General features: G+C 72.9%; 23 protein-coding genes. 15 read left to right on the plus strand and 8 right to left on the minus strand.

What is annotated here, in order from left to right:
* The first annotated feature begins 109 nt into the window (after positions 1-109).
* On the plus strand, positions 110-736 hold the full coding sequence (locus ACFRU2_RS13605) for a hypothetical protein (protein WP_382971569.1): 627 nt from the start codon (positions 110-112) through the stop codon (positions 734-736).
* Between the two features lie 31 nt (positions 737-767).
* Here ACFRU2_RS13605 and ACFRU2_RS13610 read toward each other — a convergent pair whose 3' ends face one another.
* On the minus strand, positions 768-1,361 hold the full coding sequence (locus tag ACFRU2_RS13610) for an AAA family ATPase (protein ID WP_382971571.1): 594 nt from the start codon (positions 1,359-1,361) through the stop codon (positions 768-770).
* Positions 1,362-1,635: 274 nt separating this feature from the next.
* Here ACFRU2_RS13610 and ACFRU2_RS13615 point away from each other — a divergent pair, with 274 nt between their 5' ends.
* On the plus strand, positions 1,636-2,613 hold the full coding sequence (locus ACFRU2_RS13615; RefSeq protein ID WP_382971573.1) for a hypothetical protein: 978 nt from the start codon (positions 1,636-1,638) through the stop codon (positions 2,611-2,613).
* A 57-nt stretch (positions 2,614-2,670) separates the two neighbouring features.
* Here ACFRU2_RS13615 and ACFRU2_RS13620 read toward each other — a convergent pair whose 3' ends face one another.
* Positions 2,671-3,555, minus strand: a complete 885-nt coding sequence (locus ACFRU2_RS13620) for a LysR family transcriptional regulator (RefSeq protein ID WP_382971574.1) — start codon at positions 3,553-3,555, stop codon at positions 2,671-2,673.
* Positions 3,556-3,649: 94 nt separating this feature from the next.
* Here ACFRU2_RS13620 and ACFRU2_RS13625 point away from each other — a divergent pair, with 94 nt between their 5' ends.
* A complete protein-coding gene (locus ACFRU2_RS13625; RefSeq protein ID WP_382971576.1) occupies positions 3,650-4,402 on the plus strand; it encodes a hypothetical protein in 753 nt (250 codons plus the stop codon).
* A 74-nt stretch (positions 4,403-4,476) separates the two neighbouring features.
* Here the strand turns inward: ACFRU2_RS13625 and ACFRU2_RS13630 are convergent, their stop codons facing one another.
* The gene (locus tag ACFRU2_RS13630; RefSeq protein ID WP_382971577.1) at positions 4,477-5,361 is read right to left on the minus strand and encodes a hypothetical protein; all 885 of its coding nucleotides are present in this window, start codon (positions 5,359-5,361) and stop codon (positions 4,477-4,479) included.
* A gap of 191 nt (positions 5,362-5,552) precedes the next feature.
* On the opposite strand from ACFRU2_RS13630, the gene ACFRU2_RS13635 reads away from it, so the two are divergent.
* Positions 5,553-5,939, plus strand: a complete 387-nt coding sequence (locus ACFRU2_RS13635) for a hypothetical protein (RefSeq protein ID WP_382971579.1) — start codon at positions 5,553-5,555, stop codon at positions 5,937-5,939.
* 127 nt (positions 5,940-6,066) lie between these two features.
* The gene (locus ACFRU2_RS13640; RefSeq protein WP_382971581.1) at positions 6,067-8,037 is read left to right on the plus strand and encodes a protein kinase; all 1,971 of its coding nucleotides are present in this window, start codon (positions 6,067-6,069) and stop codon (positions 8,035-8,037) included.
* A gap of 26 nt (positions 8,038-8,063) precedes the next feature.
* Here the strand turns inward: ACFRU2_RS13640 and ACFRU2_RS13645 are convergent, their stop codons facing one another.
* Both ACFRU2_RS13645 and ACFRU2_RS13650 read right to left on the minus strand, forming a co-directional pair.
* On the minus strand, positions 8,064-8,738 hold the full coding sequence (locus tag ACFRU2_RS13645; RefSeq protein WP_382971583.1) for a response regulator: 675 nt from the start codon (positions 8,736-8,738) through the stop codon (positions 8,064-8,066).
* Between the two features lie 4 nt (positions 8,739-8,742).
* Positions 8,743-9,990 carry a sensor histidine kinase gene (locus ACFRU2_RS13650; RefSeq protein WP_382971585.1) on the minus strand — a complete coding sequence of 416 codons (1,248 nt, stop codon included), beginning with the start codon at positions 9,988-9,990 and terminating at the stop codon, positions 8,743-8,745.
* Positions 9,991-10,165: 175 nt separating this feature from the next.
* On the opposite strand from ACFRU2_RS13650, the gene ACFRU2_RS13655 reads away from it, so the two are divergent.
* The 4 genes from ACFRU2_RS13655 (at position 10,166) to ACFRU2_RS13670 (ending at position 14,792) form a co-directional block, all read left to right on the plus strand.
* The gene (locus tag ACFRU2_RS13655; RefSeq protein ID WP_382971587.1) at positions 10,166-10,819 is read left to right on the plus strand and encodes a hypothetical protein; all 654 of its coding nucleotides are present in this window, start codon (positions 10,166-10,168) and stop codon (positions 10,817-10,819) included.
* Positions 10,816-11,364 (plus strand): hypothetical protein, encoded by a 549-nt coding sequence (locus ACFRU2_RS13660; RefSeq protein WP_382971589.1) that lies wholly within the window; start codon positions 10,816-10,818, stop codon positions 11,362-11,364. The genes ACFRU2_RS13655 and ACFRU2_RS13660 overlap by 4 nt, the downstream gene beginning before the upstream one ends.
* A gap of 96 nt (positions 11,365-11,460) precedes the next feature.
* Positions 11,461-13,590, plus strand: coding sequence for an acyl-CoA dehydrogenase (locus tag ACFRU2_RS13665; RefSeq protein ID WP_382971590.1), 2,130 nt, complete (start codon positions 11,461-11,463; stop codon positions 13,588-13,590).
* Between the two features lie 14 nt (positions 13,591-13,604).
* Positions 13,605-14,792, plus strand: a complete 1,188-nt coding sequence (locus ACFRU2_RS13670) for a beta-ketoacyl synthase N-terminal-like domain-containing protein (RefSeq protein ID WP_382971592.1) — start codon at positions 13,605-13,607, stop codon at positions 14,790-14,792.
* 399 nt (positions 14,793-15,191) lie between these two features.
* On the opposite strand, the gene ACFRU2_RS13675 is transcribed toward ACFRU2_RS13670, so the two are convergent.
* The gene (locus ACFRU2_RS13675) at positions 15,192-16,427 is read right to left on the minus strand and encodes an amidohydrolase family protein (protein ID WP_382971594.1); all 1,236 of its coding nucleotides are present in this window, start codon (positions 16,425-16,427) and stop codon (positions 15,192-15,194) included.
* 257 nt (positions 16,428-16,684) lie between these two features.
* Between ACFRU2_RS13675 and ACFRU2_RS13680 the strand changes: the two genes are divergently transcribed.
* Positions 16,685-17,923 (plus strand): cytochrome P450, encoded by a 1,239-nt coding sequence (locus ACFRU2_RS13680; protein ID WP_382971904.1) that lies wholly within the window; start codon positions 16,685-16,687, stop codon positions 17,921-17,923.
* A 168-nt stretch (positions 17,924-18,091) separates the two neighbouring features.
* Here ACFRU2_RS13680 and ACFRU2_RS13685 read toward each other — a convergent pair whose 3' ends face one another.
* Positions 18,092-18,469 (minus strand): DNA-binding response regulator, encoded by a 378-nt coding sequence (locus ACFRU2_RS13685; RefSeq protein ID WP_382971906.1) that lies wholly within the window; start codon positions 18,467-18,469, stop codon positions 18,092-18,094.
* A 296-nt stretch (positions 18,470-18,765) separates the two neighbouring features.
* Here ACFRU2_RS13685 and ACFRU2_RS13690 point away from each other — a divergent pair, with 296 nt between their 5' ends.
* The 4 genes from ACFRU2_RS13690 (at position 18,766) to ACFRU2_RS13705 (ending at position 22,357) form a co-directional block, all read left to right on the plus strand.
* Entirely contained in the window at positions 18,766-19,638 is an 873-nt protein-coding gene (locus ACFRU2_RS13690; RefSeq protein WP_382971596.1) for a MaoC/PaaZ C-terminal domain-containing protein, read from the plus strand.
* 41 nt (positions 19,639-19,679) lie between these two features.
* The gene (locus tag ACFRU2_RS13695; RefSeq protein ID WP_382971598.1) at positions 19,680-20,756 is read left to right on the plus strand and encodes a Zn-dependent alcohol dehydrogenase; all 1,077 of its coding nucleotides are present in this window, start codon (positions 19,680-19,682) and stop codon (positions 20,754-20,756) included.
* A gap of 24 nt (positions 20,757-20,780) precedes the next feature.
* Positions 20,781-21,725, plus strand: a complete 945-nt coding sequence (locus ACFRU2_RS13700) for a 3-oxoacyl-ACP reductase (RefSeq protein WP_351441828.1) — start codon at positions 20,781-20,783, stop codon at positions 21,723-21,725.
* Between the two features lie 164 nt (positions 21,726-21,889).
* On the plus strand, positions 21,890-22,357 hold the full coding sequence (locus tag ACFRU2_RS13705; protein WP_382971600.1) for a hypothetical protein: 468 nt from the start codon (positions 21,890-21,892) through the stop codon (positions 22,355-22,357).
* A 20-nt stretch (positions 22,358-22,377) separates the two neighbouring features.
* Here the strand turns inward: ACFRU2_RS13705 and ACFRU2_RS13710 are convergent, their stop codons facing one another.
* Positions 22,378-23,508 carry a hypothetical protein gene (locus tag ACFRU2_RS13710; protein ID WP_382971602.1) on the minus strand — a complete coding sequence of 377 codons (1,131 nt, stop codon included), beginning with the start codon at positions 23,506-23,508 and terminating at the stop codon, positions 22,378-22,380.
* A 239-nt stretch (positions 23,509-23,747) separates the two neighbouring features.
* On the opposite strand from ACFRU2_RS13710, the gene ACFRU2_RS13715 reads away from it, so the two are divergent.
* A complete protein-coding gene (locus tag ACFRU2_RS13715; RefSeq protein WP_382971604.1) occupies positions 23,748-24,809 on the plus strand; it encodes an ABC transporter substrate-binding protein in 1,062 nt (353 codons plus the stop codon).
* The last annotated feature ends 9 nt before the right edge of the window (positions 24,810-24,818 follow it).

Genomic DNA, 24,818 nt, shown 5'->3' on the forward strand with positions numbered 1-24,818 from the left:
CTTACCCGCTGGTAGGACGCCATGCCCGGGGCCGCGGGCGATGGGCGACCCGCCGGGGCGGCTGACAGTTTTACTTGTCATTCGGGCTCTCGACAGGTAAAAGTGTCACATGAGCGATGCGACATCGATCCCGACCCCCGACAGGAACGACGAGGACTTCTGGGCCACCGTCACGGCCCTGGTGGAGCCGCCCTGGAGCGAGCCCGCCGAGGACGAGGCGTTCGCCATGGACGACCAGGTGCTCGACGCGGTCCGGCCGCTGGCCCAGCGCATCTCGACGCGCGCAGAGGCCTACCGCACCGCCGGCAAGCCTTTCGATGCCGCCCTCATGGCCGCGCCCGACGTGCAACTGGCCCTGCTGCGGGCGCTGTACGAAGCCAAGCGGTCCGTCGACCGGATGGCGGAGAGCGCCGCGACCGTCGCCGGCCGCAGCGGAGCCAGCTACGCGCAGCTCGGCGCGGCCTGGGGCGGCATCAAGCGCCAGTCCGCCCGCCTCAAGTGGCCCCACGCGGTGGCGAAGCGCTCCGCCGGCGAGTCCATCCCGCTGCGCTACGCGGGCGGTACCGCCGTCATCCACCACGACCCGGACGCCGACGCCTGGTGGTACGCCGCCGAAGCCGCGGACGGACGGGAAGAGGAGTCGCCGGCCGTGCACCCCACGTACGCCGAGGCCATCGCCCGGGCCACCGAATTCCTCCTGGGCTGCCCCGAGCCCACCGGCCCGGCGGCTTCCTGAGGGCGCGGGCGGCGCGTGCGGTGGGGAGCGGCTAGCGAGCGAGGCCTTCGGCGCCGTCCGTGGGGCGGGCCTCGGTGACCAGGCCGGTTGCGGAGAGGATCGCCTCGACCGTCTCCTCGACCGATTGCGCGGCGTTGTCGATCCACGTTCCCTCGTGCGGGAGTTCGGCGCGCATCGCCTCGTCCAGCGGGGACCAGTCCACGGAGAGGGCCTTCTCGCGGGCCTGGTTGCGCTGCCACGCGACCGCCGGGCCGGGGGCCAGTACGACGACGTGCAGCGGCACGGCCGTCAGCGTCGCACGGTAGAAGTCCAGGTGGGAACGGCGCACCACGACGTCGTCGAGCACCGGGACGAACCCGGCCCGGGCGAAGCTCTCCGCCAGCAGGCAGGCGTTGCGGGCCCGCAGGAAGATCTGCCGGTCGGCCTCCGCGTTCCCGGCCGGGGACGGCCACTGCCCGCCGCTGACGATCATGTCCTGGAGTGCGTCCACCTCCACATGGGCCGACATCCGCAGCCGAGCGGCCAGCGCGGCGGCCACGGTGGACTTGCCGCTCCCGGGGATACCGGTCAGGAGCAGGGCTCCCGGGGCCGGCTCACGGTCGACGGGCATCAGCTGCAAGGTCATGGGAAATTCTCCGGTCGATCACTGGGGCCGGGGGCTGTCCTGGAACCCCTGCGGTCATCCCCCCGCACTCTATGATCACGTCGATCTTGGTGGACCGACGGGGGAGCGGGCGATGGTCGTGCGTGGTCGTGCGTGGGGTACGTGGGGTACATGGGGAGCCGTTGTCCTGGCAGGGACGGTCCTGGCCGGGTGCACGAGCGGAGGCGGGGCCGCTGGATCCCCCGGCCGCCCTTCGGCCGGCGCCGGGGGCGGCACCGCGGGCGGCGCCGCACCGATGCTGACGGAGGCGCAGGCCAAGGAGGTCTTCGAGAAGTACGTGCAGGAGAACGCCGCGGCCGACGCGAAGGGGGACGCCGAGGCGATCGCCCGTGTGGAGGGCGGTCGGCTGCTGGAGGAGAGCCGGGCTTCGGCGCGGCTGCACCAGGCCGCGGGGACCAAGGACACGTCGGTCCGGTACGTGCAGCCGACGTTTCTGATTCCGCCGGTGGTGGAGGGCGCCCCGGCTCCCCGGGGGTTCGCCGTGCTGAGCAAGCGGGAGGGGGCGGAAACGGACCGGAGCTCCGTCCTGCACTACTTCACCCGTGCCGGAGACGGCGGAGACGCCGGAGACGGAAAGGATTGGAAGGCCGTGGTGGCCACGTGGGTCGTCACGGTGCCTCCTCCGGCGGACCCGAGCCCCTCGCCGACGGTGTCTCCCAAGGACGGGGTCATCAAGGTCCGCCCGAAGGTGCTGCCGGAGCCGGCACGGGGAGCGGGCGGCAGCGTGGAGCTGTCGCCGACAGCCACGGCCGACACCGCTGTGTGCGGGCGCTACGCGGACTACTTGAGCTTCACCGCGCCGTCGGGGAAGCCGGACACCCCGTACTTCGAACCCGGTGACTTCACCGGCAAGATGGTGGACCACTTCAACGGGTGGAACCAGGAGAAGCTGCAGCGCAGCTTCTCCTACCGGCCGGTGGGGGAGGAACTGCCGGTGTTCCGGCTGAAGGACGGCGGCTCCCTGGTCACCTGCACGCTCGAAGGAACGTACCGGGACCGGGGCCGCACCGTGGAGAACTGGATCACGTTCGATGCGAAGAGCGACTCCGAAGCCCTGCTGGGCGGGGGCCGCCGCAAGTGGGCCAGCGTCGAGGAAGTGTGGAGTGTGACGGCGGTCGTGGAGGTCCCGCAGGGCGGTGGACCCGCGACGGTCCTCTCCACCGATGCCTACGACGCCACGAAGTTGTCGGTGAAGGGCGTGGAGTGGAAGTAGGGCGACTGCGCGAACTCCCCGCCGCCGCCCCCAGGGACCCCTCCGGACGGGCCGGGTCTACCCCGCGCCCGTGAGGAAGGACACCAGCTCGGCCGTGTGCGGGGTCGGGTCCGTGGGGTGGAGGAGTTCCGTGCGGTGGACCAGGCGGGGGGTGTGGACCGGGACCGCCGTGGTGCCGGGGAAGGTGGCGGCCAAGGAGAGGGGGAGGGAGGTCAGGCCGTGGCCGGCGGCGGCCAGCGCGGCCAGGGCGTGCGGGTCGGTGCCGTGGTGGCGGATGCGGGGGTGGAAGCCGGCGGTGTGGCTGACCTCGCGGAGCCGGGCGAGGGGGACCGCCGTGTCGGGGGCGTCGATCCACTGCGCCTGCGCGAGGTCGGGCAGCCGCACCGAACGGCGCCGGGCCAGGGGGTGGCTGTGCGGGAAGAGCACGGCCAGGGGCTCCTCGGCGACGGCGAGGGTGACGGTCGGACCGAGGTCCGGCAGCGGGAGGGGGTCGCTGGGTGCGGCCACCCCGTCCACGAGGCCGAGGTCGGCGCGGGCGGTCAGGACCTCCTCCACCACCGCCTCCCGCCCCAGGACGTGGAGGTCGACCTCCACCGGCCCCGCGGCACGGAGCCCGGCCAGGGCCCGCGCGAGTTCCGGGCCGAAGGCCGCGGGGGAACAGGCCAGCGTCAGCCGGGCGTCGGGGGCCCGGCGCAGGCGGGCGATGTCGGCGCGGGCCGCGTCCAGGCGCAGGAGCAGCGCGGGGGCGTGCTCCATCAGCCGGACCCCCGCCCCGGTGGGGGCGACGGGCCTGCGTTCGACCAGCCGGGTTCCCAAGTCGGCCTCGAGCGCGGCGATGTGCTGGGATACGGCCGACTGCGTGTAGCCGAGGACCGAGGCCGCCGTGGAGAAGGAGCGGTGTTCGAGGACCGCGACGAAGGTGCGGAGGAGATGCGGATCCATGGGCATCAGTATCGCTCAGGCATCAGCATCGCTTATGCGGGTAGCGCGGATCATCGTTGGACGTGATGGGGCGGCGGCTCGGAGGATGGTCCTCATGAACGCGAACCACATCGCCACCACAGCCGGCACGACGTCACCCGCCCGCATCGCCCTGATCGCGGACCGCTCCGACGCCGTACGGTCCCACGCCCGCGTCCCCGGCCTGCTGGAGGCGCTGCGCCTGCGCGAGGGCCTGGACTTGGACGCCTACTGGATCCCCACCGAGGAAGCCGGCGAGGGCATGGACGGCTTCGACGCCGTCTGGGTGCTGCCCGGCAGCCCCTACCGCAGCGAGGGCGGCGTGCTCACGGCGATCCAGGACGCCCGCGAGAACGGCATCCCCTTCCTCGGCACCTGCGGCGGCTTCCAGCACGCCCTGCTGGAGTTCGCCCGTACGGTCTGCGGCCTGGACCGGGCCGCCCACGCCGAGAACGACCCCGCGACCGCCGAGGCGGACGCCGTGGTCGTCCCGCTGGCCTGCTCGCTCGTGGGCCACGAGGGGACCGTACGGGTCACCCCCGGATCCCGCGCCGCCCGGCTGCTCGGCGCGGACCGCACGCAGGCCCGGTACCACTGCAACTACGGCCCCAACCCCCTCCACTTGGACCTGCTCCGGGCCCACGGCATGACCTTCACCGGCACCGACGAATCCGGCGACATCCGCATCGCCGAACTGGCCGAGCACCCCTTCTTCCTGGCCACCCTCTTCCAGCCCGAACTGGACGGCGACGGCACCCGCGCCCACCCGCTCATCACGGGCCTGGCGGCGGCGGCCGTGGAGCACGCGCGGAACCGCCGCCTTCCGTAGGCGGATTCGGGTGCGAACCCTCCCGAATCGGCCGGGCTCGACGGGAGTACCCGTACGGCCGGTGGTGCAGGGCCTCAGGGGGCGGTGCACATCGTCTCGGCGAAGAGGGTGCTCCGGACGGAGCCCGTGTTCTTGGCTCGGACCGTCCAGCCCGTCTCCGTCGGGCCCGAGGTGGTGAGGAGGACGTCGATGCCGCCGGATCCGCCCCCTCCGCTCGGCACCTGTCCGGCGGGGCACTCCGCGTGGGCCGTCCCCACCTCTCCGGCCTCCACTGGGACGCTGCCGCTCGACGCGAGGGCGGCCGCGGTGTCGGAGCAGCTGATGAACGCCCTGACGAAGGACAGCGGGGCGTCCGGGTCGTAGTTGGTGTACTTGGCCCGCGCGGTCCAGTTTCCGTTCGACCAGGTCGTTGCGCTCGCGTAGGTGCGGTCCCCGGCCTGGAACCCGCCGCCCACCACGTACTGGGAGTCGCCGCACCTCGCGGTGCTGGGGTTGTTCGGATCCCCGGGCTCCAGGGGCGCGTCCGGTCCGACCTGATGGGTGAGGGTGGTGTCCGTCGAGCAGACCACTCGGGGATGCACGGTCAGCACCTCGTCGGTGCTGTTGTAGACCCGCACGCGCCAGAGGTTTCCCGACGGGGCCGATTCCTTGAAGAAGACGGCGCCCAGGGGGTTGAAGCCGAGCGTCGCGCCTCCCCCCGTGGGTTTCGTTCCTTCCGGGCAGGGCGCCACCGCGGTGCCCTGCCTGCCGGGGTACAGGATGATCGGGTGGCCCGGCTGCTGCGTCACGCTGCGGGCCGTGGTTGTCGTGGATGCCGGGGCCGTGGCCGTGGTGGTTGTCGTGGTCGCCGCCGCCGGCTCTCCGTGGGCCCACGCGTACGGGGCCGAGCAGGGGAGGGCGACGGCGCACAGGGCGCTGGTCGTCAGTGCGGCGGTTCGGAAACGGCGCGGGCGCGTCATTGCGGCCTCCTCGTGGGGGTGCGGTCGAAGGCCACACGTTCCCTGCCGTGGTCGTGTGATGCGGGGGGTCACTCGTTCGGCATGCGCACATACGTTTCTGCCTGCGCCGGACGAGTGGCCGGGCGGATCACCCGGCGGGATCGGGGAAATCCAGGGCTGACCCGAACCCGCGTGTGCAAAGGAAGGCCGACATGAAACCCGCCCGCTCCCTCGCCCTGGCCGCCGTGACCTCGCTCGTGCTCCTTGCCGGCAGCGCGTTCTCGGCCAACGCATGGGACTCCGGAGGCGATCCGCCCAAGCCCGCGCCCCCCACCGACCCCGGTATCGTCGCGCCGCAGAGCGCGCACCCGCAGTACCGGGGCGACATCGTCTTCATCCCGGCCGGTGGTTTCGCCTTCGCGCACGTGAGCTGTCCGGCGGGCATGGTGCCCACCGGCGGAGGCGGCCAGACCGGCAGCACGCTCACGCTCCTCACCGACTCCCTGCCCAGTTCCTCGGGTTGGACGGTGGGGGTGAAGAACACCGACACCGGCCAGAGCAACACCGCTTCGGCCTGGGTCGTCTGCACCGCCGCGTAGGCGGGAACCCCTCCGTGCCGTGGGGGGGCGTAGCTTCATCCTGAACGTAACTGCCTTTACCCTGATGCGGGTTCGGCCGGGCATGCCAGTCCGGTCGACCGCGGCGGACCATCGGGGGACGGGCAGTATGAGCAGCGCGCGCAGGGACGACGACGTCAACGGCGACACCGCGGACGGGGGCATAAAGCCGCTCGCGGCCGGTGATCCGAGCCGGATCGGGCCGTACCTGCTGCTCGGGCGCCTCGGCGCCGGCGGGATGGGCCGGGTGTTCCTGGCCCGCTCCGAGGGCGGGCGCACGGTCGCGGTGAAGGTGGTGCACGAGGAGCACGTCGCCGACGCGCAGTTCCGGGCCCGCTTCCGCCGGGAGATCGACGCCGCGCGGAAGGTCGGCGAGCGGTACACCGCCCCCGTCCTGGACGCCGACCCCGACGCCGAACGGCCCTGGGTGGCCACCGGATACGTACCCGGGCTCTCGCTGGAGCAGATCGTGCGCCGGTACGGTCCCCTGCCCGTGGACTCCGTCCACGCCCTCGCGGACGGGCTGCTGCACGCGCTCAAGGACATCCACACCGCCGGGATCGTGCACCGCGACCTCAAGCCGTCGAACGTGATGCTGACCGTCGAAGGCAGCCGGGTCATCGACTTCGGGATCTCGCGCGCCCTGGAGACCTCCGTCGAATCGCTGCTCACCAGCACCGGCATGGTCGTCGGCTCGCCCGGGTTCATGTCGCCCGAGCAGGTGCGCGGGCAGCGGGCCGGGGCGAAGAGCGACGTGTTCACGCTCGGCTGCGTCCTGATGTACGCGGCCATGGGCGAGCTGCCCTTCGGGCACGGCGCCAGCAACCAGCACGCGGTGATGTTCCAGATCGTGGAGGGCGAACCGGCCCTGGAGCGGGTGGCGGACGCCTCCCTGCGCGCGCTCATCGGCCGCTGCCTGGTCAAGGGAGTGGAGGAACGGCCGGGCGTGGACGAGCTGCTGGCGGACCCCGAGCGGGTCCTCCCGGCGGCGCGCGGCGGGGCGTGGCTGCCGCCCGGCGTGGTGGAACGGCTGGCCCGGCAGGCGGCGCGACTGCTCGACGCGGAGGCGGCACCGGCGGCGGCGCAGACCCCCGACAGGGGGACGCTCGGGCTGCGGGCGGGAGCGGCGGGGGAGTCCGGCGAGCAGGTCGTCGAGGTCGTCGCGGCCGTCGGGGCCGTCGAGGGCGCTGACCCGGCGACCGGGCCGGCAGCCGGGCCGTCCACCGCCGGCGGTGCAGCGCCGCGGGAACGGCGCGGGGCACGGCGGCGGTTGACCGTCGCGGTGCCGGCCGTCCTGGTGTTCACCGTCGGCGGGGGCACGGTGGCCCTGCTCCAGCCGTTCGACGGCGGTGACGGCGGCGGGCGGCTGGCTTCGCCCCCGGCGAGCAGTGCGCCCGTGGTGCCCGGCGCCTCCGGCGGCTCCCCTTCGGCGGCGAGCGGTTCACCGGCCCCGGGCGCACCGACCTCCGAGAACCCCCAGAGCCCGCCCGTACCGGCGCCGGACGGCCAGGCCGCCGCCGGGCAGGGCGCGGCGGCGGGCGCGGGGACCCCCGGCGGGGGCGCCGGCACCCCGGGCGGCAGCAGCGCGAGCCAGGGCGGAGGCGGGGGCCCGGCCGGCGGAGGCACCGGTACGGGCACCAGCCCGGGCGCCACCCCGGGGGGCGCGGGCTCCCCGAGCGGCGGCGGCTCCCCGAGCGGCGGTTCCCCCAGCGGCGGAGGTTCGCCCAGCGGCGGCTCCGGCGGCGGCGACGCGGTGCCCGCGTACTTCGCCGGGACCTGGACCTACAAGGGCGACTTCAACATCGGCCAGCCGGGCACGGTGATCATCACCCGGTCCGGGGCGGTCCGCCTGATCAACGAGTCCCAGATGGGGCACTGCGAGAACATCGCCAAGGTGACCTCGCTGGCCTCCGGCGGGACCCGGATCAACATCGGCGCGGCCGCGGTGGACAAGTCCAAGTCCACCAGCCAGTTCTGCGGGGTCCTGGACCCCTCCTTCTTCACCAAGAGCCTGCCGGCCGGCCTCCAGCACAACGTGGGCCCTTCGCACGGCGAGGGCTACTACTACGAGAAGTCCTGACGCCCGAGCGGTGTCAGGCGCCGGTGTCAGGCGCCGCCCGCCAGGCCGGTCTCCCAGGCCCACGCGGCGATGCCCACCCGGTTGCGCACCGCCAGCTTCGCCTGGATGTTGGCGACATGGGTCTTGGCGGTGCCCGCCGAGATGAACAGCTCGGCGCCGACCTCGGCGTTGGTCAGTCCGCGTGCGACGAGCAGGGCGATCTCGCGCTCCCGCGCGGTCAGGGGGTCCACGGTCGCGGTGCGTGCCTCGGGGGCGGGCTGCGGCAGGTGCTGCGGCGCGGAGAGGCTGCGCAGCAGCCGGACCGTGAGCTGCGGGCTGATCAGAGTGTCCCCGGCCATCGCCGCCCGTACGCCCTCGATCAGCAGGTTGGGACCCGACCGCTTCAGCAGGAATCCGCAGGCACCGTTGCGCAGGGCGGTGTGCACGTAGTCGTCCAGGTCGAAGGTCGTGACGACGACCACGCGGACGGGGTGTTCGGCGGTCGGACCCGCCAGGAGCCGCGTCACCTCCAGGCCGTCCAGGCCCGGCATCCGTATGTCGGTGAGGACGAGGTCGGGCCGCAGTGCACGGGCGAGTTCCACCGCGGACGCGCCGTCGGCGGCCTCCCCGACGACGGTCATGTCGGGCTGCGAGTCGAGGATGAGGCGGAAGCCGTTGCGCACGTCTTCCTGGTCGTCGGCTATCAGGATGCGGGTGGTCACGGGATCATGATGCCGTGACCCGTGGTCCGGCGGTGTGCGGTCCAGGGGGCTGTGTCCCGGCCGCGGGAAGGGTCGCGGTCACGCGCCAGCCGTCCTGGTGGGGGCCGGAGCCGAAGGTGCCGCCGCCGGCCCGCACGCGTTCGGCCAGCGCGAGCAGTCCGCCGCCGCCCCGGGGGCCCCGGTCGAGGCGCGGCAGTGCGGGCAGGTGCGACGTGCGGCTGCGTCCGCCGTCGTCGGTCACGCTGACCTCGACGGTCGTACGGTCCGTGCTGAGCGCGACGTGGACGGCGGCCGCCCCCGGGGCGTGACGGCGTACGTTGGTGAGCGCCTCCACCACGACCCGGTGGACCGTGGCGGCGCCCTCGCGGGAGAGCGCGTCGGCGACACCCGGGGCCAGGTCGAGCCGGGCCCGTACCTGTCCTGTCTCGCCGAACCGGTCGACGACCTCGCCGAGTTGGTCGATGCCGGCGAGGGCCGTACGTGTGCCGCGGTCACCGTCAGCTTCGCCGTTGCCGCCGCCGGTGCTCTCGTCGGCGGCGTGCAGCATCCGGACCGTGCGGTCGATCGAGGCCAGTGCCGCGAGTCCGGCCCGCTCGATCCGTTCCAGCGCCCGGGCCGCAGCCGCCGGATCCTGCTCGGCCACGAACCGGGCCGCCTGGGCTTGGACGACGATGCCGCTCACGTCGTGGGCGATGAAATCGTGCAGGTCATGGGCGAGTTCGAGCTGCTGGGCGCGGCGCGCGGCAAGGACCGCCTGCCGGCGGCGGTCCGCCATCAGGCGGGGATAGCCGCCGACGACGACCGACACGAGCACCGGCGCCGACCAGAACGCCGTCAACCCGAGCGATTCGAAGAAGGAGACGTCCGGTACGAGGGGGACGGTCCACACGGCGACGGCCGCGGCGCCGAGCCCGCCGCCCGCAAGGAGTGGGCGCCGGGGCGACCAGCGCACCGCAGCCGTCAGGAGCAGCAGTACCGCTCCCACGGCCACCAACTGCCACACCGACCCCCGGGCCGTTCCGCGTCCGGGCCAGGCGAAGGTGGCCAGCAGGAGCAGGCCACCGGCGGCGCCCGTGGCGGCCCCGGTCCACTGGCGCGACCGGGGCAAGCAGCCGAAGGTGCCGAGGGCGATGGCGACGGCCACGAGCGCCGGCAGCGGCCGCAGGCCCAGGAAGGCCGCGGCGGTGCAGCAGGCTGCGGTCGCCACGGCGATGACGGCAGGGTCCCGGTGTGCCATGCCCGTGATCTTCACCTCCACGAGCTTAGGCGCTGTCCGGGTCGGAGGCCTCTGCCGAACGGCATAGAGGGTCCGCCGAGCCCCCGAGCGGATCTACCGATCGGCCGATGGTTGCGGATCGGGCCGGTGGCGGAGGCTGATGCCACACCGAACGGCGGCTCAACCGGTCGCCGGGATATAGGAGTTCATCATGCTGCGCAGTACCGCCCTCCGTACGTCCGTCGTCGGGCTCACCGCACTGGCGGTCATCGGCGGCCTCGCTGTCTCCACCTCCGCTTCTGCCTCCGCCTCCGCCTCCGCATCCGCCTCGGACCAGGCGAGGAAGGCGCCGAAGGAATCGAGTCTCACCGGCTCCGCCAAGATGTACCGGGCGGACGGTCAGCAGGTCCGCTTCTCCTTCGACGCACACGGCTTCGCGCTGGCCGAGCCCGACGAGCCGGACGCCCCGGCCGGTACCTCGCGCGGCACCTTCCGGTTCAGCCACTACTCCGCCGACGGAAAGCAGGGTGCCTACGCCGAAGGCCGAATCGACTGCCTGCTGACCGGCGGCCCCGTCGCGACCGCCACCGGCATCATCACGAGCTCGGACCTGCCCCCGGGCGTCATCGGCAAGCGCGTCGGCTTCACCGTCTACGACGGGAAGGGTGACGGCAAGAAGGACCGGGTCGGCTACAGCTGGGCCGTGTCCGGCTTCGACGGGCTGGAAGTTCCGAAGTGCCTCAGTGCCGCCCCGTACGAGACGGTCGAGAGCGGCGACTTCAAGGTCGTGCACGTGCTCCCGCCGAACCCGTCGGGGAACACGCAGAGCGCCGAGAGCGCCGAGCAGATGGAGAGCACGTCATGAGAGTCGCCATGGAGCGCGAACCGAGCCGCCGCGTGGTGCGGCTCGCCCGCCTCGCCGCGCTCGCCCCGCTGCTCACGGGGCTGTGGCGGATCGCCGGAGCGCTCGGAGTGCCGCTCGGCTTCTCCGGGGACGACCCGCTGGCGGACGTCAGGTTCGGGAGCGCGTTCTCGCTGTACATGATCACCTTGAGCGTGTTCGCCGAGGTTCTGGGGTTCCTCACCCTCGGCCTCGTGCGACGCTGGGGCGAAGTCGCGCCGCACTGGCTGCCGTTGATCGGCGGGAAGCGCGTTCCGCCGCTCGCCGCCGTGATCCCCGCCGGTCTGGGCGCTGCCGTGCTGACCCTGCTGGGAACCCTGGGGGCCATCGGCTGGAACGACCCGGGGAACATGGGCGCCCCCGGTTCCCCCACGGGCGTGGCGTACTGGGTGATGACCGCCTGCTACCTGCCCCTGGTGGCCTGGGGTCCGCTCCTGGCGGTCGTCACGGTGGCCTACCACCGCCGCCGCAACGTCGCGGCGCCCGGCCGCCGGCTCGTCGCCGCCTGACAGCCGCTCCGGCCGGACGGCGGCGCCGTGCCAAAGTGAGAACACGTTTCAGTTCTGACCTTCCGTCAGAATGCAACGTGTTCTACTCTGCCGCGCATGGGCATCGGAATCACGAAGGAACAGCGGGAGTTGGCCGAGGCCGTTCGCGGCTGGGTCGCGCGGGCCGTGCCGCCCGAGGAGGTCCGCAAGCTCCTCGACACCCCGCCGCAGACGGGCGCGCGGCCCGCCTACTGGGACGGGCTGCTCGCCTCCGGGCTGCTGGAGCCGCACCTGGAGGGCGGCACCCTGCTCGACCTCGCCGTCGTGGTGGAGGAGGCCGCCCGGGCGGCGCTGCCCGGGGCGTACCTGCCGAGCGTGCTGGCCTCCGTCCTCCTGGACCGGGCCGGGGCCGAGCCCCTCGGCGGGCGGGTCGGGGCCGTGGCGCTCGGACCCGGGGACCTCACCGCCGTCGCCGTGGAGGGCGGCTACCTCCTCGACGGGACCGCCCCGCCGGTGCTCGGCGCGGGCGAGGCCGACCTCGTGCTGCTCGCCGCCGAGACCGCGCACGGGACCCGCTGGTTCGCCGTCGACGCCGCCGCGCTGGACATCCGTACCCAGGACGGCGCCGACCCCACCCGGCCCACCGCCGAGGTCCGCGCCCGCGGAGTCACCGCCGGGCCCGGGGCCCTGCTGGAACTCGACGCCGCGCTCGTACGGGACCTCGCCTGCGTGCTGTTCGCCGCCGACGCCTGCGGCACCGCCGCCTGGGCGCTGCACACCGCCGCCGAGTACGCGAAGGTGCGCGAGCAGTTCGGGCGGCCCATCGGGCAGTTCCAGGGGATCAAGCACCTGTGCGCCGACATGCTGGTGCGCGTGGAGCAGGCCCGGGCGCTCGCCTGGGACGCCGCACAGGCCACCGAGGAACCGGCCGAGGTGCGCTCGCTGGTGGCCGCACTGGCCGCCGGCACCGCGCTCGACGCCGCGTACTCCTGCGCCAAGGACTGCGTCCAGGTGCTCGGCGGCATCGGCTTCACCTGGGAGCACGACGCCCACATCTACCTCCGCCGGTCCCTCGTCGCCCGCCAGCTCCTCGGCTCCGGCGACGGCCACCGGGTCCGGGCCGTACGGCTCGCGGCCGCGGGAGCCCGGCGCGAACTGCGCCTGGAACTGCCCGCGCGGGCCGAGACCCACCGCGCGAAGGCCCGTACCGCCATCGCGGACGCGGCCGGGCTCGACCCCGCCACCGCCCGCCGGGTCCTGGCACCCACCGGGTACGCGGCCCCCTACCTGCCGGCCCCGTACGGGCTCGGCGCCGGTCCCGTCGAGCAGCTCGTCGTCCAGCAGGAACTGAAGGCCGCCGGGGTCAAGGTCGCCGACCTCGGGATCGCCACCTGGGTCGTGCCCTCCCTGCTCGCCTACGGGACCCCCGAGCAGCAGGAGCGCTACCTGCTGCCCACGCTGCGCGGGGACGTCACCTGGTGCCAGCTCTTCTCCGAGCCGGGCGCGGGCTCGGACCTCGCCTCGCTGCGGACCAAGGCGGAGCGGGTGCCCGGCGGGAACGGCTGGATCGTCAACGGGCAGAAGGTGTGGACGAGTTCCGCGCACAGCGCCGACTACGGGATCCTGCTCGCGCGGACCGATCCGGACGCCCCCAAGCACAAGGGGCTCGGATACTTCGTGGTGGACATGAAGACCCCGGGAATCGACATCCGGCCGCTCAAGGAGATCACCGGCGAGGCCCTCTTCAACGAGGTCTACTTCGACGACGTGCCGCTGCCGGAGGACGCGCTGGTCGGCGCGGAGAACGGGGGCTGGAAGGTCGCCCGCAACACCCTCGGCAACGAACGCGTCCACATGGCCGACCAGATGACCTTCGACACCGGCCTGGAGGCGCTGCTCGCCCGCTCCGCCGACCTCGAAGGCGGGTACCGGGTCCGGATCGGGGCCCTGGCCGCCGAGGCGCACGCCCTGGCCTGCATCGGGCTGCGCACCACCCTCCAGCAGGTCTCGGGACTGGAGCCGGGCGCGGGGGCGTCCGTACGCAAGCTCGTCCAGACCCCGCACCAGCAGCGGACCGCCGAGCTCACGCTCGAACTGCTGGGCCCGGCGGGCGCGGTGAGCGAGGGGGCGGGGAAGCGGGCGGTGCACGGCATGCTCATGTCCCGCTGCCTGACCATCGCCGGAGGCACCACGCAGGTCCAGCTCAACGTCGTCGCCGAGCGGATTCTCGGCCTTCCCAGGGACTGAAGGGCAGTGCACGCATGAAGTCGTACATCGTGGGCGTCGGCATGACGAAGTTCGAGAAGCCGGAGTCGAGGGACTGGCAGTACTGGGACATGGCGAAGGAGGCCGGCGACGCGGCGCTCGCGGACGCGGGCATCGACTACGGGCTGGTCGAGCAGGTACCGGTGGGCTACTGCTTCCAGGCCTCCACGGCCGGGCAGCGGGCGGCGTACGAACTGGGGCTGAGCGGGGTCCCCGTCTACAACGTCAACAACAACTGCGCGACGGGCTCGACGGCGCTGATGATGGCGCGGCAGTTCGTGGAGGGCGGGATCAACGACTGCGTCCTGGCGCTGGGCTTCGAGAAGATGAAGCGCGGCGCGCTGGGCGGCGGGGCGGACGGCGGGGACTTCAAGACCTCGCCGGTCGCCCGGCACTACGGGATCATGGCGGCGGGGCACGGCTTCGAGATGTCACCGCCGACCGCGCAGATCTTCGGGAACGCGGCGCGCGAGCACATGAAGCTGTACGGGACCACGGCCGCGCAGCTCGCGGCGGTCGGGGCGAAGAACCACCGGCACTCGGCGAACAACCCGAACGCGCAGTTCCAGGACGTCTACACGGTGGAGGAGATCCTCGCGGCGAAGACGATCCACGAGCCGCTGACCAAGCTCCAGTGCTCGCCGACCTCGGACGGGGCCGCGGCGGCGGTGGTCGTATCGGAACGCTTCGTGGAGCAGCACGGGCTGGGGGACCGGGCGGTGGAGATCGTCGCGCAGTCCATGACCACGGACACCGAGGCGTCCTTCGCCTCGGGCTCCTGCATCGACGTGGTCGGCAAGCCGATGACGGCGGCGGCCGGGCGGGCGGTGTTCGCGGCGTCGGGTCTCGGGATCGGGGACGTGGACGTCATCGAGCTGCACGACTGCTTCTCGATCAACGAGCTGCTGACGTACGAGGCGCTGGGCATGTGCGAGGACGGCGGCGCCGGGGCACTGGTGGAGTCGGGCGCGACGACGTACGGCGGCCGGTGGGTGGTCAACCCCTCGGGCGGCCTCATCTCCAAGGGCCACCCCCTGGGCGCGACGGGCCTTGCGCAGGCGGCCGAACTCGTCTGGCAACTCCGCGGCGCGGCGGGGCCGCGGCAGGTCCCCGGAGCGAGGGTCGGCCTGGCGCACAACATCGGCCTGGGCGGGGCGGCGGTGGTCACGCTCCTGCGGCGGTAGCCTTCGGCGGCGGCGGCGGCGGCGGCGGCGGCGGGGCTGGGTTGTGGTGGGGCTGCGGGTGGGTCGGTGCCGGGGGCGGGGTGGGGTGTCGGCCTGGACTCATGATTTAGGCGCCCTGCCCTCGACTTCGACAGGGCGCGGCGTGGTCTCGCGCCACAAATCACGTTTTACGTCCAGGCCGACACCCCACCCCGCCCCCGTCCCCGACCCGGGCGCAGCCATTTCAGCCGTCCGGCGTTTGAGGACCGGGGTCGGAAAATCGAGCCTCGCTGGCGTTTGTGGCGCGAGGTCTGGGGCGGAGCCCCAGGGGGGCCGGGCGGAGCCCGGGGCTTGGCGGGTCCGGGCAGCGCCCGGGGAACGGGCGAAGGGCGGGTAGGGGACTCGGCCCCGCGCAGCGGCTCAGGCGCGGGCCGGCGCCGGGGCCGAAGCGGCCAGAGCCGGCATCAAGCGCACCGCGTTGTCCCGGTTGATCGCCCGACGCTGCGCCGACGTCAGCGCGGGGTCGCCCGCCAGCGCCGGCAGAGCGACGTCCGTGACCATCTCCGCAGGGCACGCCGGCCAGTCGCTGCCGAAGAGGATGCGCTCGGGGGACGCCATCGCCAGCAGGGTGCCCGCCGGGGACATGGGCCCGGCCGTGTCGTAGTAGAAGCGGAGCAGGTGGTCCCGGACCCTCGCAGGCTCCACGGGCGGGGTGAACGCTCCCGCGAAGGCCTGCACGCGCGTGGCGATGTGCGGGAGGAAGCCGCCCGCGTGCGGCAGGATCACCGACAGGTTCGGGAACCGGTCCAGCGTGCCCTTGTGGATCATGTTCAGCGCGGCCCGCGTCGTGTCCAGCAGGAAGTCGCACAGGAAGTTCGGAATCCCCGGAACGGCCACCCCACCCGGCCCCGTGCCGGCCATGGGCCCCGCGCCCGGCCACGCACCCGGCCCGGGGCCCATGCCCGGCCCGGGGCCCATGCCCGGCCCGGGGCTCGTGCTCGGCCCCGTGCCAGACCCCGGTCCCGTACCCGTGCCTGGCCCGCCGCCCGTGCCCGCGCCCGGCCCCGCACCCCCGCCCGGCCCCGCACCCGCGCCCGACCCAGGGCCCGGCCCCCCGCCCCCGCCGGGGAGCGGCAAGTTGTGTGGATGGGTGTCCACGACGGCGGATCGTTCGTCGAGGTCGGCGAAGAGGGGGTCGTAGGAGGGGTCGCCCAGGTAGATGCCGCCGTAGTTCGCCGTCACGTTCACGCCCACCGCCCCCAGCTCGTCGAGCCCCCGTCGCAGCGCCCAGCGCGCGACCTCCGGGTCGTCGAGGAAGAGCGGGGCGTGGAACGCGAAGCGGCCCGGATGCGCGTCCGTGACCTCCGCCGCCGCCCGCAGGGTGATGGCCGTGGCCTCGCGCAGCTGGGCGGACGTCGCGTAGCGCGCCGGCAGCATCGGCTTGAGGACGGCGGTGGCGATGCCCGCACGGTCCATCAGGTCCAGGGCCGTGGCCGCGTCCCAGCGCGCCCACGGCGGCAGGGCCTTGCGGTGGGCCAGGCCCTGGTCTTCGGCCCACTCCAGCCATTCCGGGGCGCAGAAGTGGTGGTGGACGTCGATCCTGCTGCGGCTGCCGTCGTCCGGCGGGGTGAGGTCGAGGTGTGCGATGTCCGGCATGAGGCGGACCTTAGGGCGGGGGACCGCGCAGGTGGTCGCGGGACGGCTCGGGGACCGGCCGATCCGCTCAGGCGGGCGTAGTTTCGGGCCCGAACGGGGTAACGGCGGTTATGCGGGGCGCCGGCCGAGGGAGGGAGGTGGCTGGACAGTCGAGCCCCCACGAGAGGTCTGAGCCCGTGACGACCGAACCCGCAGTGGCAGTGAGCGACGGCCTTCCCGTCGGCCCGCCCGTAGCCGAAGCCGTGGCGGCCGTGTCCATGGGCACGCCGGAGTACCGTACGTGCCCCTACCCGGTCTACCGATCGCTCCGCGAGCAGGCCCCCGTCTGCAAGCTGACCACGCGCCACGGGGTGGACACGTATCTCATCACCCGGTACGAGGACGCCCGGCTCGCGCTGTCCGATCCGCGCATCGGCAAGGACATGCACGAGGGCATCGACATCTACCACGCGGTCTTCGGGGACACCTGCGACGCCCTCGACGACAACCTGATCTTCGCCGACCCCCCTCGGCACACCCGGCTGCGGCACATCGCCCACGAGGCCTTCACCCCGCGCCACGTCAAGCTGCTGCGCCCGCGCATCGAGCAACTCGCCGACGAACTGCTCGCCAAGTGTCCGACGGACACCCCCGTCGACCTGATGGCCGCCTTCGCCCTGCCGCTGCCCGTCATGGTCATCTGCGAGCTGCTCGGCATCGTCGGGGACGAGCGCACCGACGTCCTGAAGTGGTTCGGGCAGGTGACGCGCTCCCGGTTCAGCAAGGACATGTCCGGCGAGCTGGCCGAGGCGGAGGACTGGCTGCGGAACCACTTCCTCGATCTGGTCGCCCGTAAGCGCGCCGAACCCGCGGACGACTTCCTCACCGTGCTGATCCAGACGGAGCACGAGGACGGGGCCCTGACCGACGACGAACTCGTCTCGATGATGTGGGTCCTGCTCTTCGCGGGCCACAAGACCACCACGTACCAGATCGGCAACGCGGTCTTCTCCCTGCTGTCCCACCCCGACCAGCTGGCGCTCGTCCGGGCGGACCGGGGGCTCCTGCCCCAGGCGGTCGAGGAGCTCGTCCGGTTCGAGTGCTCCGTGGAGACCTCCACGTTCCGCTACGCCCTGGAGGACGTGGAGATCGGGGGAGTGGCCATCCCGCAGGGGTCCCTGGTCCAGATCGCGATCTCCTCCGCCAATCGGGACCCGGAGAAGTTCGCGGAACCGGACACCCTGGACGTGACGCGCAAGGGGCTGCAGAGCACCCACCTCGGCTTCGGCCACGGACCCCACTATTGCCTCGGCGCCCCGCTCGCCCGGATGGAGCTGGAGACCGCGCTGACGGCCCTGCTCGACCGGTTCCCCGAGATGGTCCTGGCGACCGCGGAGCCGGGCCACGAGGAGTGGCTCAAGGGGCCCTTCCCGGCCTTCCGCGGGCTGGAGAAGCTGCCCGTCGCCCTGGACCCGTCGCGGACGGTCGACGACTGGACGGCGGCCGCCTCCGGCTGACCTCCGGTCCGTACGACATGTGCCCGCCCCGCGGATCCTCCCGGAGGATCCGCGGGGCGGGCGCGCGTCCGGTGTGGTGAGCGGGATGCGGGGGCTCTACGCGGCCTTCGGGCCCTACGTAGCCTTCGGGCCCTACGTAGCCTTCGGGCCCTACGTAGCCTTCGGGCCCTACGTGGCCTCCGGGCCGCGCGGGGCCTCCAGTGCCGGGTCGACCACCGATTCCCCCCGGGACGCGCGGCGGATGCCGTCCGCGAGGTCCTCGACCGGGCCGTCCCGCAGGACCAGGCCGGCCGCGCCGGCGGCGAGGGCGGCCTCCGAAAGGCCCGGATGCGCGGAGCCCGTCAGCACCAGGATCCGGCATTCCGGATCCTCCGCCAGGAGGGCGGGGACGCGGTCCACCGACTCCGTCAGCGCCACCGCCGGGCGGGCCAGCGGCGAAGCCACGACCTCGATGTCCGGCTGGAGGCCGAGGAGGACCGCCAGCGCCGGGTTCGGCGGGTCCAGGAGCACCCGCAGGGATCGGGCAGGGCGCTGGGCAACGGGCATCTCATCCACCCGGCCAGGGTAGGGGCGAAGCATCCCGTACCCGCGCAACGCGCCGCGGCAGAAGTGAGTCTGACAGATAGTCAGGAGTCTTCCCAAGTGCTGGGGCGTGCGTTATACATTCCTTCACCGGGCAACCTAGAACGCGTTCTAGAGTGCTGGGTCCCGCATACGACCTCGGTGCGGCCGACGGTGCGGACGGCCGCGCCGAGGTCTTCCAAGGCACCGCGCTTCCACAGCCGGTGCTTCACAGCAGGTGCCTCAAAGACGGTGTTTCCAACACAGGGAGCAGCACGCCCATGCCGATCGATGCCGCCAAGGCCCTCGCCGCCGAACCCCGCAAGGGGAACATCGCCTGGGACCACAAGGACATCCAGCTCTACCACCTCGGACTCGGCGCGGGGACCTCCCCGAACAACCCCGGGGCCGCCACCGACCCCGACGAGCTGCGCTACACCCTGGAGTCCAAGCTCCACGTGCTCCCCAGCTTCGCGACGGTCGCCGGCGCCGGCATGGCCATGATGGGCGGCCTCGCCGCCCCCGGCATCGAGGTCAACCTCGCCAACGTGCTGCACGGCAGCCAGTCCATCGAGCTGCACCGGCCCATCCCGGTCAAGGGGGAGGCCGCCTCCACGGCCACGGTGGCCGCGGTGTACGACAAGGGCAAAGCGGCGGTGATCGTCCTGCGCACCGAGGTCGCGGACGCCGACGGGCCGCTGTGGACTTCCGACGCGTCGATCTTCGTACGCGGTGAGGGCGGCTTCGGCGGCGACCGCGGCCCGTCCGTCAAGGCCGAGCAGCCCGAGCGGGCGCCCGACCGGGTGGAGGAGCGCAAGATCCGCGAGGAGCAGGCGCTGCTGTACCGCCTCTCGGGAGACTGGAACCCGCTCCACGCGGACCCCGAGTTCGCCAAGATGGCCGGCTTCGACCAGCCGATCCTGCACGGCCTGTGCTCGTACGGGATGACCCTGAAGGCCGTGGTCGACACCGTCCTGGACGGCGACGTGTCCCGCGTCCGCGCCTACCGCACCCGCTTCGCCGGGATCGTCTTCCCCGGCGAGACCCTGCGGATCCGGATGTGGCAGGAGCCCGGCCGCGTCCTCGTCACGGTGAGCGCCGCCGACCGGGACGACGCCCCGGTCCTCGCCGACACCGTCGTCGAACACTCCTAACCCGTCACAGACACCGTCAGGCAGACAGAAGGAGCCGCACCGTGCGCGCAGCACTCCAGAGCGAGATAGGCCAGGACAAGCTCGAAGTCGTCGAGGACATGCAGGCCGTGGGCTTCGGCCCCGGCAAGGTCAAGATCCGCATCAAGGCCACCGGCCTGTGCCACTCCGACCTCTCCGCGATGAGCGGCGTCCTCCCGCAGCCCGCCCCCTTCATCCCGGGCCACGAGGGCTCCGGCGTGATCACCGACGTCGGCGACGGGGTCACCAGCCACAAGATCGGTGACCGGGTCCTGGTCTGCTGGCTCCCGCCCTGCGGGCACTGTCCCTCCTGCAAGCGCGGCCAGGGCCACCTGTGCCTGGAAGCCTTCGGCAACGTGGCCACCCCCAACTTCCAGCGCGGCGACAACGCCATCTTCGGCTTCGCGGGCACCGGCACCTTCGCCGAGGAGATGGTGGTCCCGGCGGGCTGCGCCGTACCCATCCCGGACGACGTGCCCTTCGACATCGCCGCCCTCATCGGCTGCGGAGTCACCACCGGCCTCGGCGCGGCCATCAACACCGCCCAGGTGGAGGCCGGTTCCTCGGTCGCCGTCATCGGCTGCGGCGGCGTCGGCATCTCCGTCATCCAGGGCGCCAAGGTGCAGGGCGCGGCGCAGATCATCGCCGTCGACCCGGTTGCCTCCCGGCGCGAGGCCGCGCTGCGCTTCGGCGCCACCGAGGCGGTCTCCCCGGAGGAGTTCGCCGACGCCAAGAACCGGATCACCGCGGGCGAGGGCTTCGACTACGTCTTCGAGGTCGTCGGCAAGTCCGCGACCACCAAGACCGCCTACGACATGACCCGCCGCGGCGGCTCCGTCGTCGTGGTCGGCGCCGGCGCGCTCGACGACAACTACTCGATCAACATGTTCTCCCTCTTCTTCGACGAGAAGAAGATCCTGCCGTCGATGTACGGCGGCGGCGACGTGCTCCGCTCCTACGAGCGCACCATCGCGCTGTGGCGGGCCGGCCGGGTGGACCTGGCGGGCCTGATCACGCACCGCGTGCAGCTCGCCGAGATCAACGACGCGCTCGACCAGATGCGTACGGGCGTCGCCCTGCGCACCTGCATCGAACTCTGACCCGTTTCGAGAGGAACCGTACGGATGTCACTGCCACTTGAGGGACTCGTCGCCATCGTCACCGGGGCGGGCCGCGGCCTCGGCCGGTCCGAGGCGATCGAACTCGCCCGGCTCGGCGCGAGCGTGGTCGTCAACGACTTCGGGCAGCCCGGCCGCGACGGCTCCGGCGAGGCCTCGGCCGCACCGGCGGAGGAGGTCGCGGCGGAGATACGCGCCGCGGGCGGACAGGCGGTGGCGCACCTGGGCGACGTGGCCGACTTCGAGCAGGCGCGCGAGCTGGTCGAGCTGGCGGTGAACAGCTTCGGCAAGCTCGACATCCTGGTCAACAACGCGGGCATCCTGCGCGACCGGATGGTCTTCTCGATGTCGGAGTCGGAGTGGGACTCGGTCATCCGGGTCCACCTCAAGGGCCACTTCAACACGACCCACTTCGCCTCCGTGCACTGGCGCGAACGCTCCAAGGCGGCCGGCGGGCCGGTCTACGGCCGGATCATCAACACCTCCTCCGAGGCCTTCCTCGGCGGCTCGGCCGGCCAGCCCAACTACGCGGCGGCCAAGGGCGGCATCGTGGGCCTGACCACGTCCACCGCCCTGGCCCTCGCCAAGTACGGGGTGACGGCCAACGCCATCTGCCCGCGCGCCCGTACCCGTATGACGGAGGACGTCTTCGCGGGGTTCCAGGTCCCGGAGGAGGGCAAGCTCGACGCCCTCGCCCCCGAGCACGTCTCCCCGCTGGTCGGCTACCTGGCCTCCCCGGCCTCGGCGAAGGCCAACGGGCAGCTGTTCGTCGTCCACGGCGGCATCGTGGTCGTCATGGAACGCCCGAAGGTGGCGGCGAAGTTCGACACCACCAAGGAGTCCTTCTCCTACGAGGAACTCGACGAGCTCCTCACCCCGCACTACGACTCCCGCCCCGCGAACGAAACCTTCGCGGCGGCGGAAGTCCTGGGCCTCAAGCACGACGGCTGACGGATACACAGGTACACAAGCGCCGGGCCCGGGGTTCCACACCCCGGGCCCGGCGTCGTTCCGGGGGACGGCTAGGAAATTTGAATGCGTTCAATTAATGTGGGGGGTGAGTCGCAAGGGCTCGAACCAGGGCTGTGGTCCGGGCAGTTGGGGGAGATGTGCGCGTGAATCGACGGGTATGGCAGTCGGCCGCTCTGGCGGCCGCGGCGATGGCGCTGACGACGTCGTGCGGCCTCGCCGCGGGGATCTACGCCGCCGACATCGACGCGGACCGGCTGGAGGGGCGGTGGACCAACGGCGGGAGCGTGTCCGTGACCTTCCACGCGGACCACACCTTCAGCGGCGAGTCCCTCGGCAAGTACCCCGTCACCTCGAAGTGCGGGGGCCCCGAGGGCCTGACCTCCGGCACCTGGGCGTTCTGGGCCCCCACCGAACCCGGAGGCACGTCCTTCACCGTGGAGGAGACCGCCACGCGCGGCAGCATGCTGTCCCTGAGGTTCGACGGCCGCGAGTGCAGCGTGGACGTCTACCTGTACGGCGACGACGCCGACCCTGCGATGTGCCCGGCCCCCGACGCCGACGAGGGCTGTGCCGAGACCGGATACCTCGAACGGAGCGACGAGGACGGATGACCCGACCCCGGCGGCCGATCTCACCCCAACGGGGCCTGCTGCAAGGGGACCGGGCGGGCGGGGGCCGGCGGAAGCGGGATCGGGTCCAGGCGGATGGGTGGGGGCGGGGAGACCGGGATGTTCATCCCGAGGAGCCCGCAGGGTACTTCGGGGGTGCTGTACGGGAGGTGCAGGCGGCCCTCCTGGGTCCAGCGGCCCGTTCCGCCGAGCCAGCCGGCCGGGGCGCCGAGCCGGAACACGTGCCGGTCGGCGGGGCGCCACAGGGCCAGCCCGGCCACGGAGCCGCCGTAACCGTCGCCGGCCTCGTCCACCCGTAGCGCCACCCCGCAGCTCTCCGGCATCAGCACCTGCCCCGGCTGCACCGCGAACGGCGTCGCCGTCGCCCCGACGGCCCGCAGGCACTCCGGGAACCGCACCGGGCGGGCGCTGCCCAGGACCCCCCAGCCGAGCCGGGGTTCGCCCGGCGCGTCCGAGCGGATCAGCAGCAGTCCGCTGTCGGTGTCGGCCAGCAGCAGCCGGTCGTTGCTGGCCTCCGCGATCTGGAGCAGCGGTGACACCTCCCCGGCCCGCCGCAGGTCCACGGCCACCGCCTTGGTCACCGGCCCGTCGGGGCCGTCCAGTTCGCGGTCCAGGGCCAGCAGCCGGCCCGTGCGGTCCAGCCAGACCCCGCCCGAACAGCGCCCCGGGACCCGGGCGACCCGCTCCGGCCCGAAGGGGACCCCGGCGACCTGCCACACCGTGGTCGAGGCGGCCTCCACGGCCAGGGCGAAGGCCCCGTGCCCGTCGGGGGACGGGGGCAGCAGGGTGACCCGTACGCCGTCCTCCGCCGGGATCGCGCCGAGCTGCAGCTCCCCGGTCCGGGGCCCGGCGCCCGCTGCGCCGCCGCCCGTCGGGTACAGCAGCGCGAAGGCGTGCCGCTCCGCGACCCGGCGGTGGATCAGGACCCGCCCGTCGGTCAGCGGCAGCACCTCGCTGGCGGCGTCCTCGGGCTGGGCGAGGGGCAGGGGCACCGCGTACGGCTCGGGCCCGGTCAGCGTCCAGCGCTCCGGATAGCGGGCTTCACCGTCCCCGGCGAGCCGGGCGGCGTAGGACCCGTCCGCGGCGATGGTGAACGGGGTCGCGCTGGTCTTCTCGATGGCACAGGCAGTCATCTGCGGATACCTCCGCCGAGGAACGTAGTGATCGCGCTTCGCTCCGGACAACGCGACAATCCCCGCTTCACACATACGGGTGGCGGGGCGGCGATTCGGCTGTGGAGGGGGAGGCGATTGTGCTGTGCGATATCGGGGCGTTTAGGGTGAGGGGCCTGGTTAGGTACACCTAACCCGCTTTTTCGGATCTTTCGGTTCTTTCAGCGTTTTGCCCGCTCCCCACCCTCAGGAGACGTTCCATGTCCCTCCGACGCCGCACGCCCCGCGGTGGCTCCGTTGCCGCCGTCGCCCTGGCAGCTGCCGCCGCACTCGTCCTCACCGCCTGCGGAGGCCAGGACGACAAGGCCGCGAAGCCCGGCAAGGAGGCCCCGGCCGGAGGCACCGAGAAGAAGGCCGCCGCCCAGGGCGGCAAGGACTTCTCCGATGCGGCGAAGAAGACGGCGGCCTTCGGGACCACCGCGGCGGCCGGGCAGTTCCCGCGCACGGTCACCCACGCCATGGGCTCCACCGAACTCAAGGCCGCGCCCAAGCGGGTCGTCGTCCTCGACGTCGGCGAGCTCGACAACGTGGTCTCGCTGGGCATGCAGCCCGTCGGCTACGCGCCCACCGAGGGCGACGAGGGCATCCCCGGCTACCTCAAGAAGGACGCCGGCGAGCCCAAGTCCGTCGGCACCATCAACAACCTCAACCTCGAAGCGATCAACGCCCTCAAGCCCGACCTGATCCTGGGCAGCCAGCTGCGCTCCGCGGACAAGTACGACGCGCTCTCGAAGATCGCCCCGACCGTCTTCTCCATCCGCCCCGGCTTCCCGTGGAAGGAGAACTACCTTCTCAACGCCGCCGCCCTCGACAAGACCGCCGAGGCCAAGGCCAAGCTCGACGCCTACCAGGCCAAGGCGGCGAAGCTCGGCGCGGACCTCGGCGAGAAGAAGCCGACCGTCACGATGCTGCGCTACATGCCGGGCAAGACCCGGCTCTACGCCGGCGCCTCCTTCATCGGCACGATCCTGAAGGACTCCGGCATCCCGCGCCCGCAGAACCAGCAGGTCGAGGACCTCGCGGTGGAGATCAGCCCGGAGCGCATGGACGAGGCCGCCGCCGACTGGATCTTCACCGGCGTCTACGGGGCCAAGGACAAGACCAAGCGCGACTCCGCCGAGGACAACCCGCTGTGGAAGGGCCTGGAGGCCGTGAAGCAGGGGCGGGCCAAGGACGTCCCGGACGAGACCTGGTACCTGGGCCTCGGCGTGACCGCCGCCGACAAGGTCCTCGACGACCTCCGCACGTTCCTGGTCAAGTAGGGGCCCGGC

The sequence above is a fragment of the Streptomyces sp. NPDC056883 genome, from assembly GCF_042788835.1.
Taxonomy (GTDB): domain Bacteria; phylum Actinomycetota; class Actinomycetes; order Streptomycetales; family Streptomycetaceae; genus Streptomyces; species Streptomyces stoeckheimensis.

Coding starts and splice junctions, on each gene's coding strand:
- ACFRU2_RS13685 (WP_382971906.1), bottom strand. CDS start 18,469: ATGCCCGTTGCCCAGCGCCCTGCCCGATCCCTGCGGGTGCTCCTGGAC.
- ACFRU2_RS13665 (WP_382971590.1), top strand. CDS start 11,461: ATGGGCATCGGAATCACGAAGGAACAGCGGGAGTTGGCCGAGGCCGTT.
- ACFRU2_RS13710 (WP_382971602.1), bottom strand. CDS start 23,508: ATGACTGCCTGTGCCATCGAGAAGACCAGCGCGACCCCGTTCACCATC.
- ACFRU2_RS13670 (WP_382971592.1), top strand. CDS start 13,605: ATGAAGTCGTACATCGTGGGCGTCGGCATGACGAAGTTCGAGAAGCCG.
- ACFRU2_RS13620 (WP_382971574.1), bottom strand. CDS start 3,555: ATGGATCCGCATCTCCTCCGCACCTTCGTCGCGGTCCTCGAACACCGC.
- ACFRU2_RS13660 (WP_382971589.1), top strand. CDS start 10,816: ATGAGAGTCGCCATGGAGCGCGAACCGAGCCGCCGCGTGGTGCGGCTC.
- ACFRU2_RS13715 (WP_382971604.1), top strand. CDS start 23,748: ATGTCCCTCCGACGCCGCACGCCCCGCGGTGGCTCCGTTGCCGCCGTC.
- ACFRU2_RS13615 (WP_382971573.1), top strand. CDS start 1,636: ATGCTGACGGAGGCGCAGGCCAAGGAGGTCTTCGAGAAGTACGTGCAG.
- ACFRU2_RS13610 (WP_382971571.1), bottom strand. CDS start 1,361: ATGACCTTGCAGCTGATGCCCGTCGACCGTGAGCCGGCCCCGGGAGCC.
- ACFRU2_RS13605 (WP_382971569.1), top strand. CDS start 110: ATGAGCGATGCGACATCGATCCCGACCCCCGACAGGAACGACGAGGAC.
- ACFRU2_RS13700 (WP_351441828.1), top strand. CDS start 20,781: ATGTCACTGCCACTTGAGGGACTCGTCGCCATCGTCACCGGGGCGGGC.
- ACFRU2_RS13640 (WP_382971581.1), top strand. CDS start 6,067: ATGAGCAGCGCGCGCAGGGACGACGACGTCAACGGCGACACCGCGGAC.
- ACFRU2_RS13655 (WP_382971587.1), top strand. CDS start 10,166: ATGCTGCGCAGTACCGCCCTCCGTACGTCCGTCGTCGGGCTCACCGCA.
- ACFRU2_RS13680 (WP_382971904.1), top strand. CDS start 16,685: ATGGGCACGCCGGAGTACCGTACGTGCCCCTACCCGGTCTACCGATCG.
- ACFRU2_RS13690 (WP_382971596.1), top strand. CDS start 18,766: ATGCCGATCGATGCCGCCAAGGCCCTCGCCGCCGAACCCCGCAAGGGG.
- ACFRU2_RS13635 (WP_382971579.1), top strand. CDS start 5,553: ATGAAACCCGCCCGCTCCCTCGCCCTGGCCGCCGTGACCTCGCTCGTG.
- ACFRU2_RS13675 (WP_382971594.1), bottom strand. CDS start 16,427: ATGCCGGACATCGCACACCTCGACCTCACCCCGCCGGACGACGGCAGC.
- ACFRU2_RS13630 (WP_382971577.1), bottom strand. CDS start 5,361: ATGACGCGCCCGCGCCGTTTCCGAACCGCCGCACTGACGACCAGCGCC.
- ACFRU2_RS13625 (WP_382971576.1), top strand. CDS start 3,650: ATGAACGCGAACCACATCGCCACCACAGCCGGCACGACGTCACCCGCC.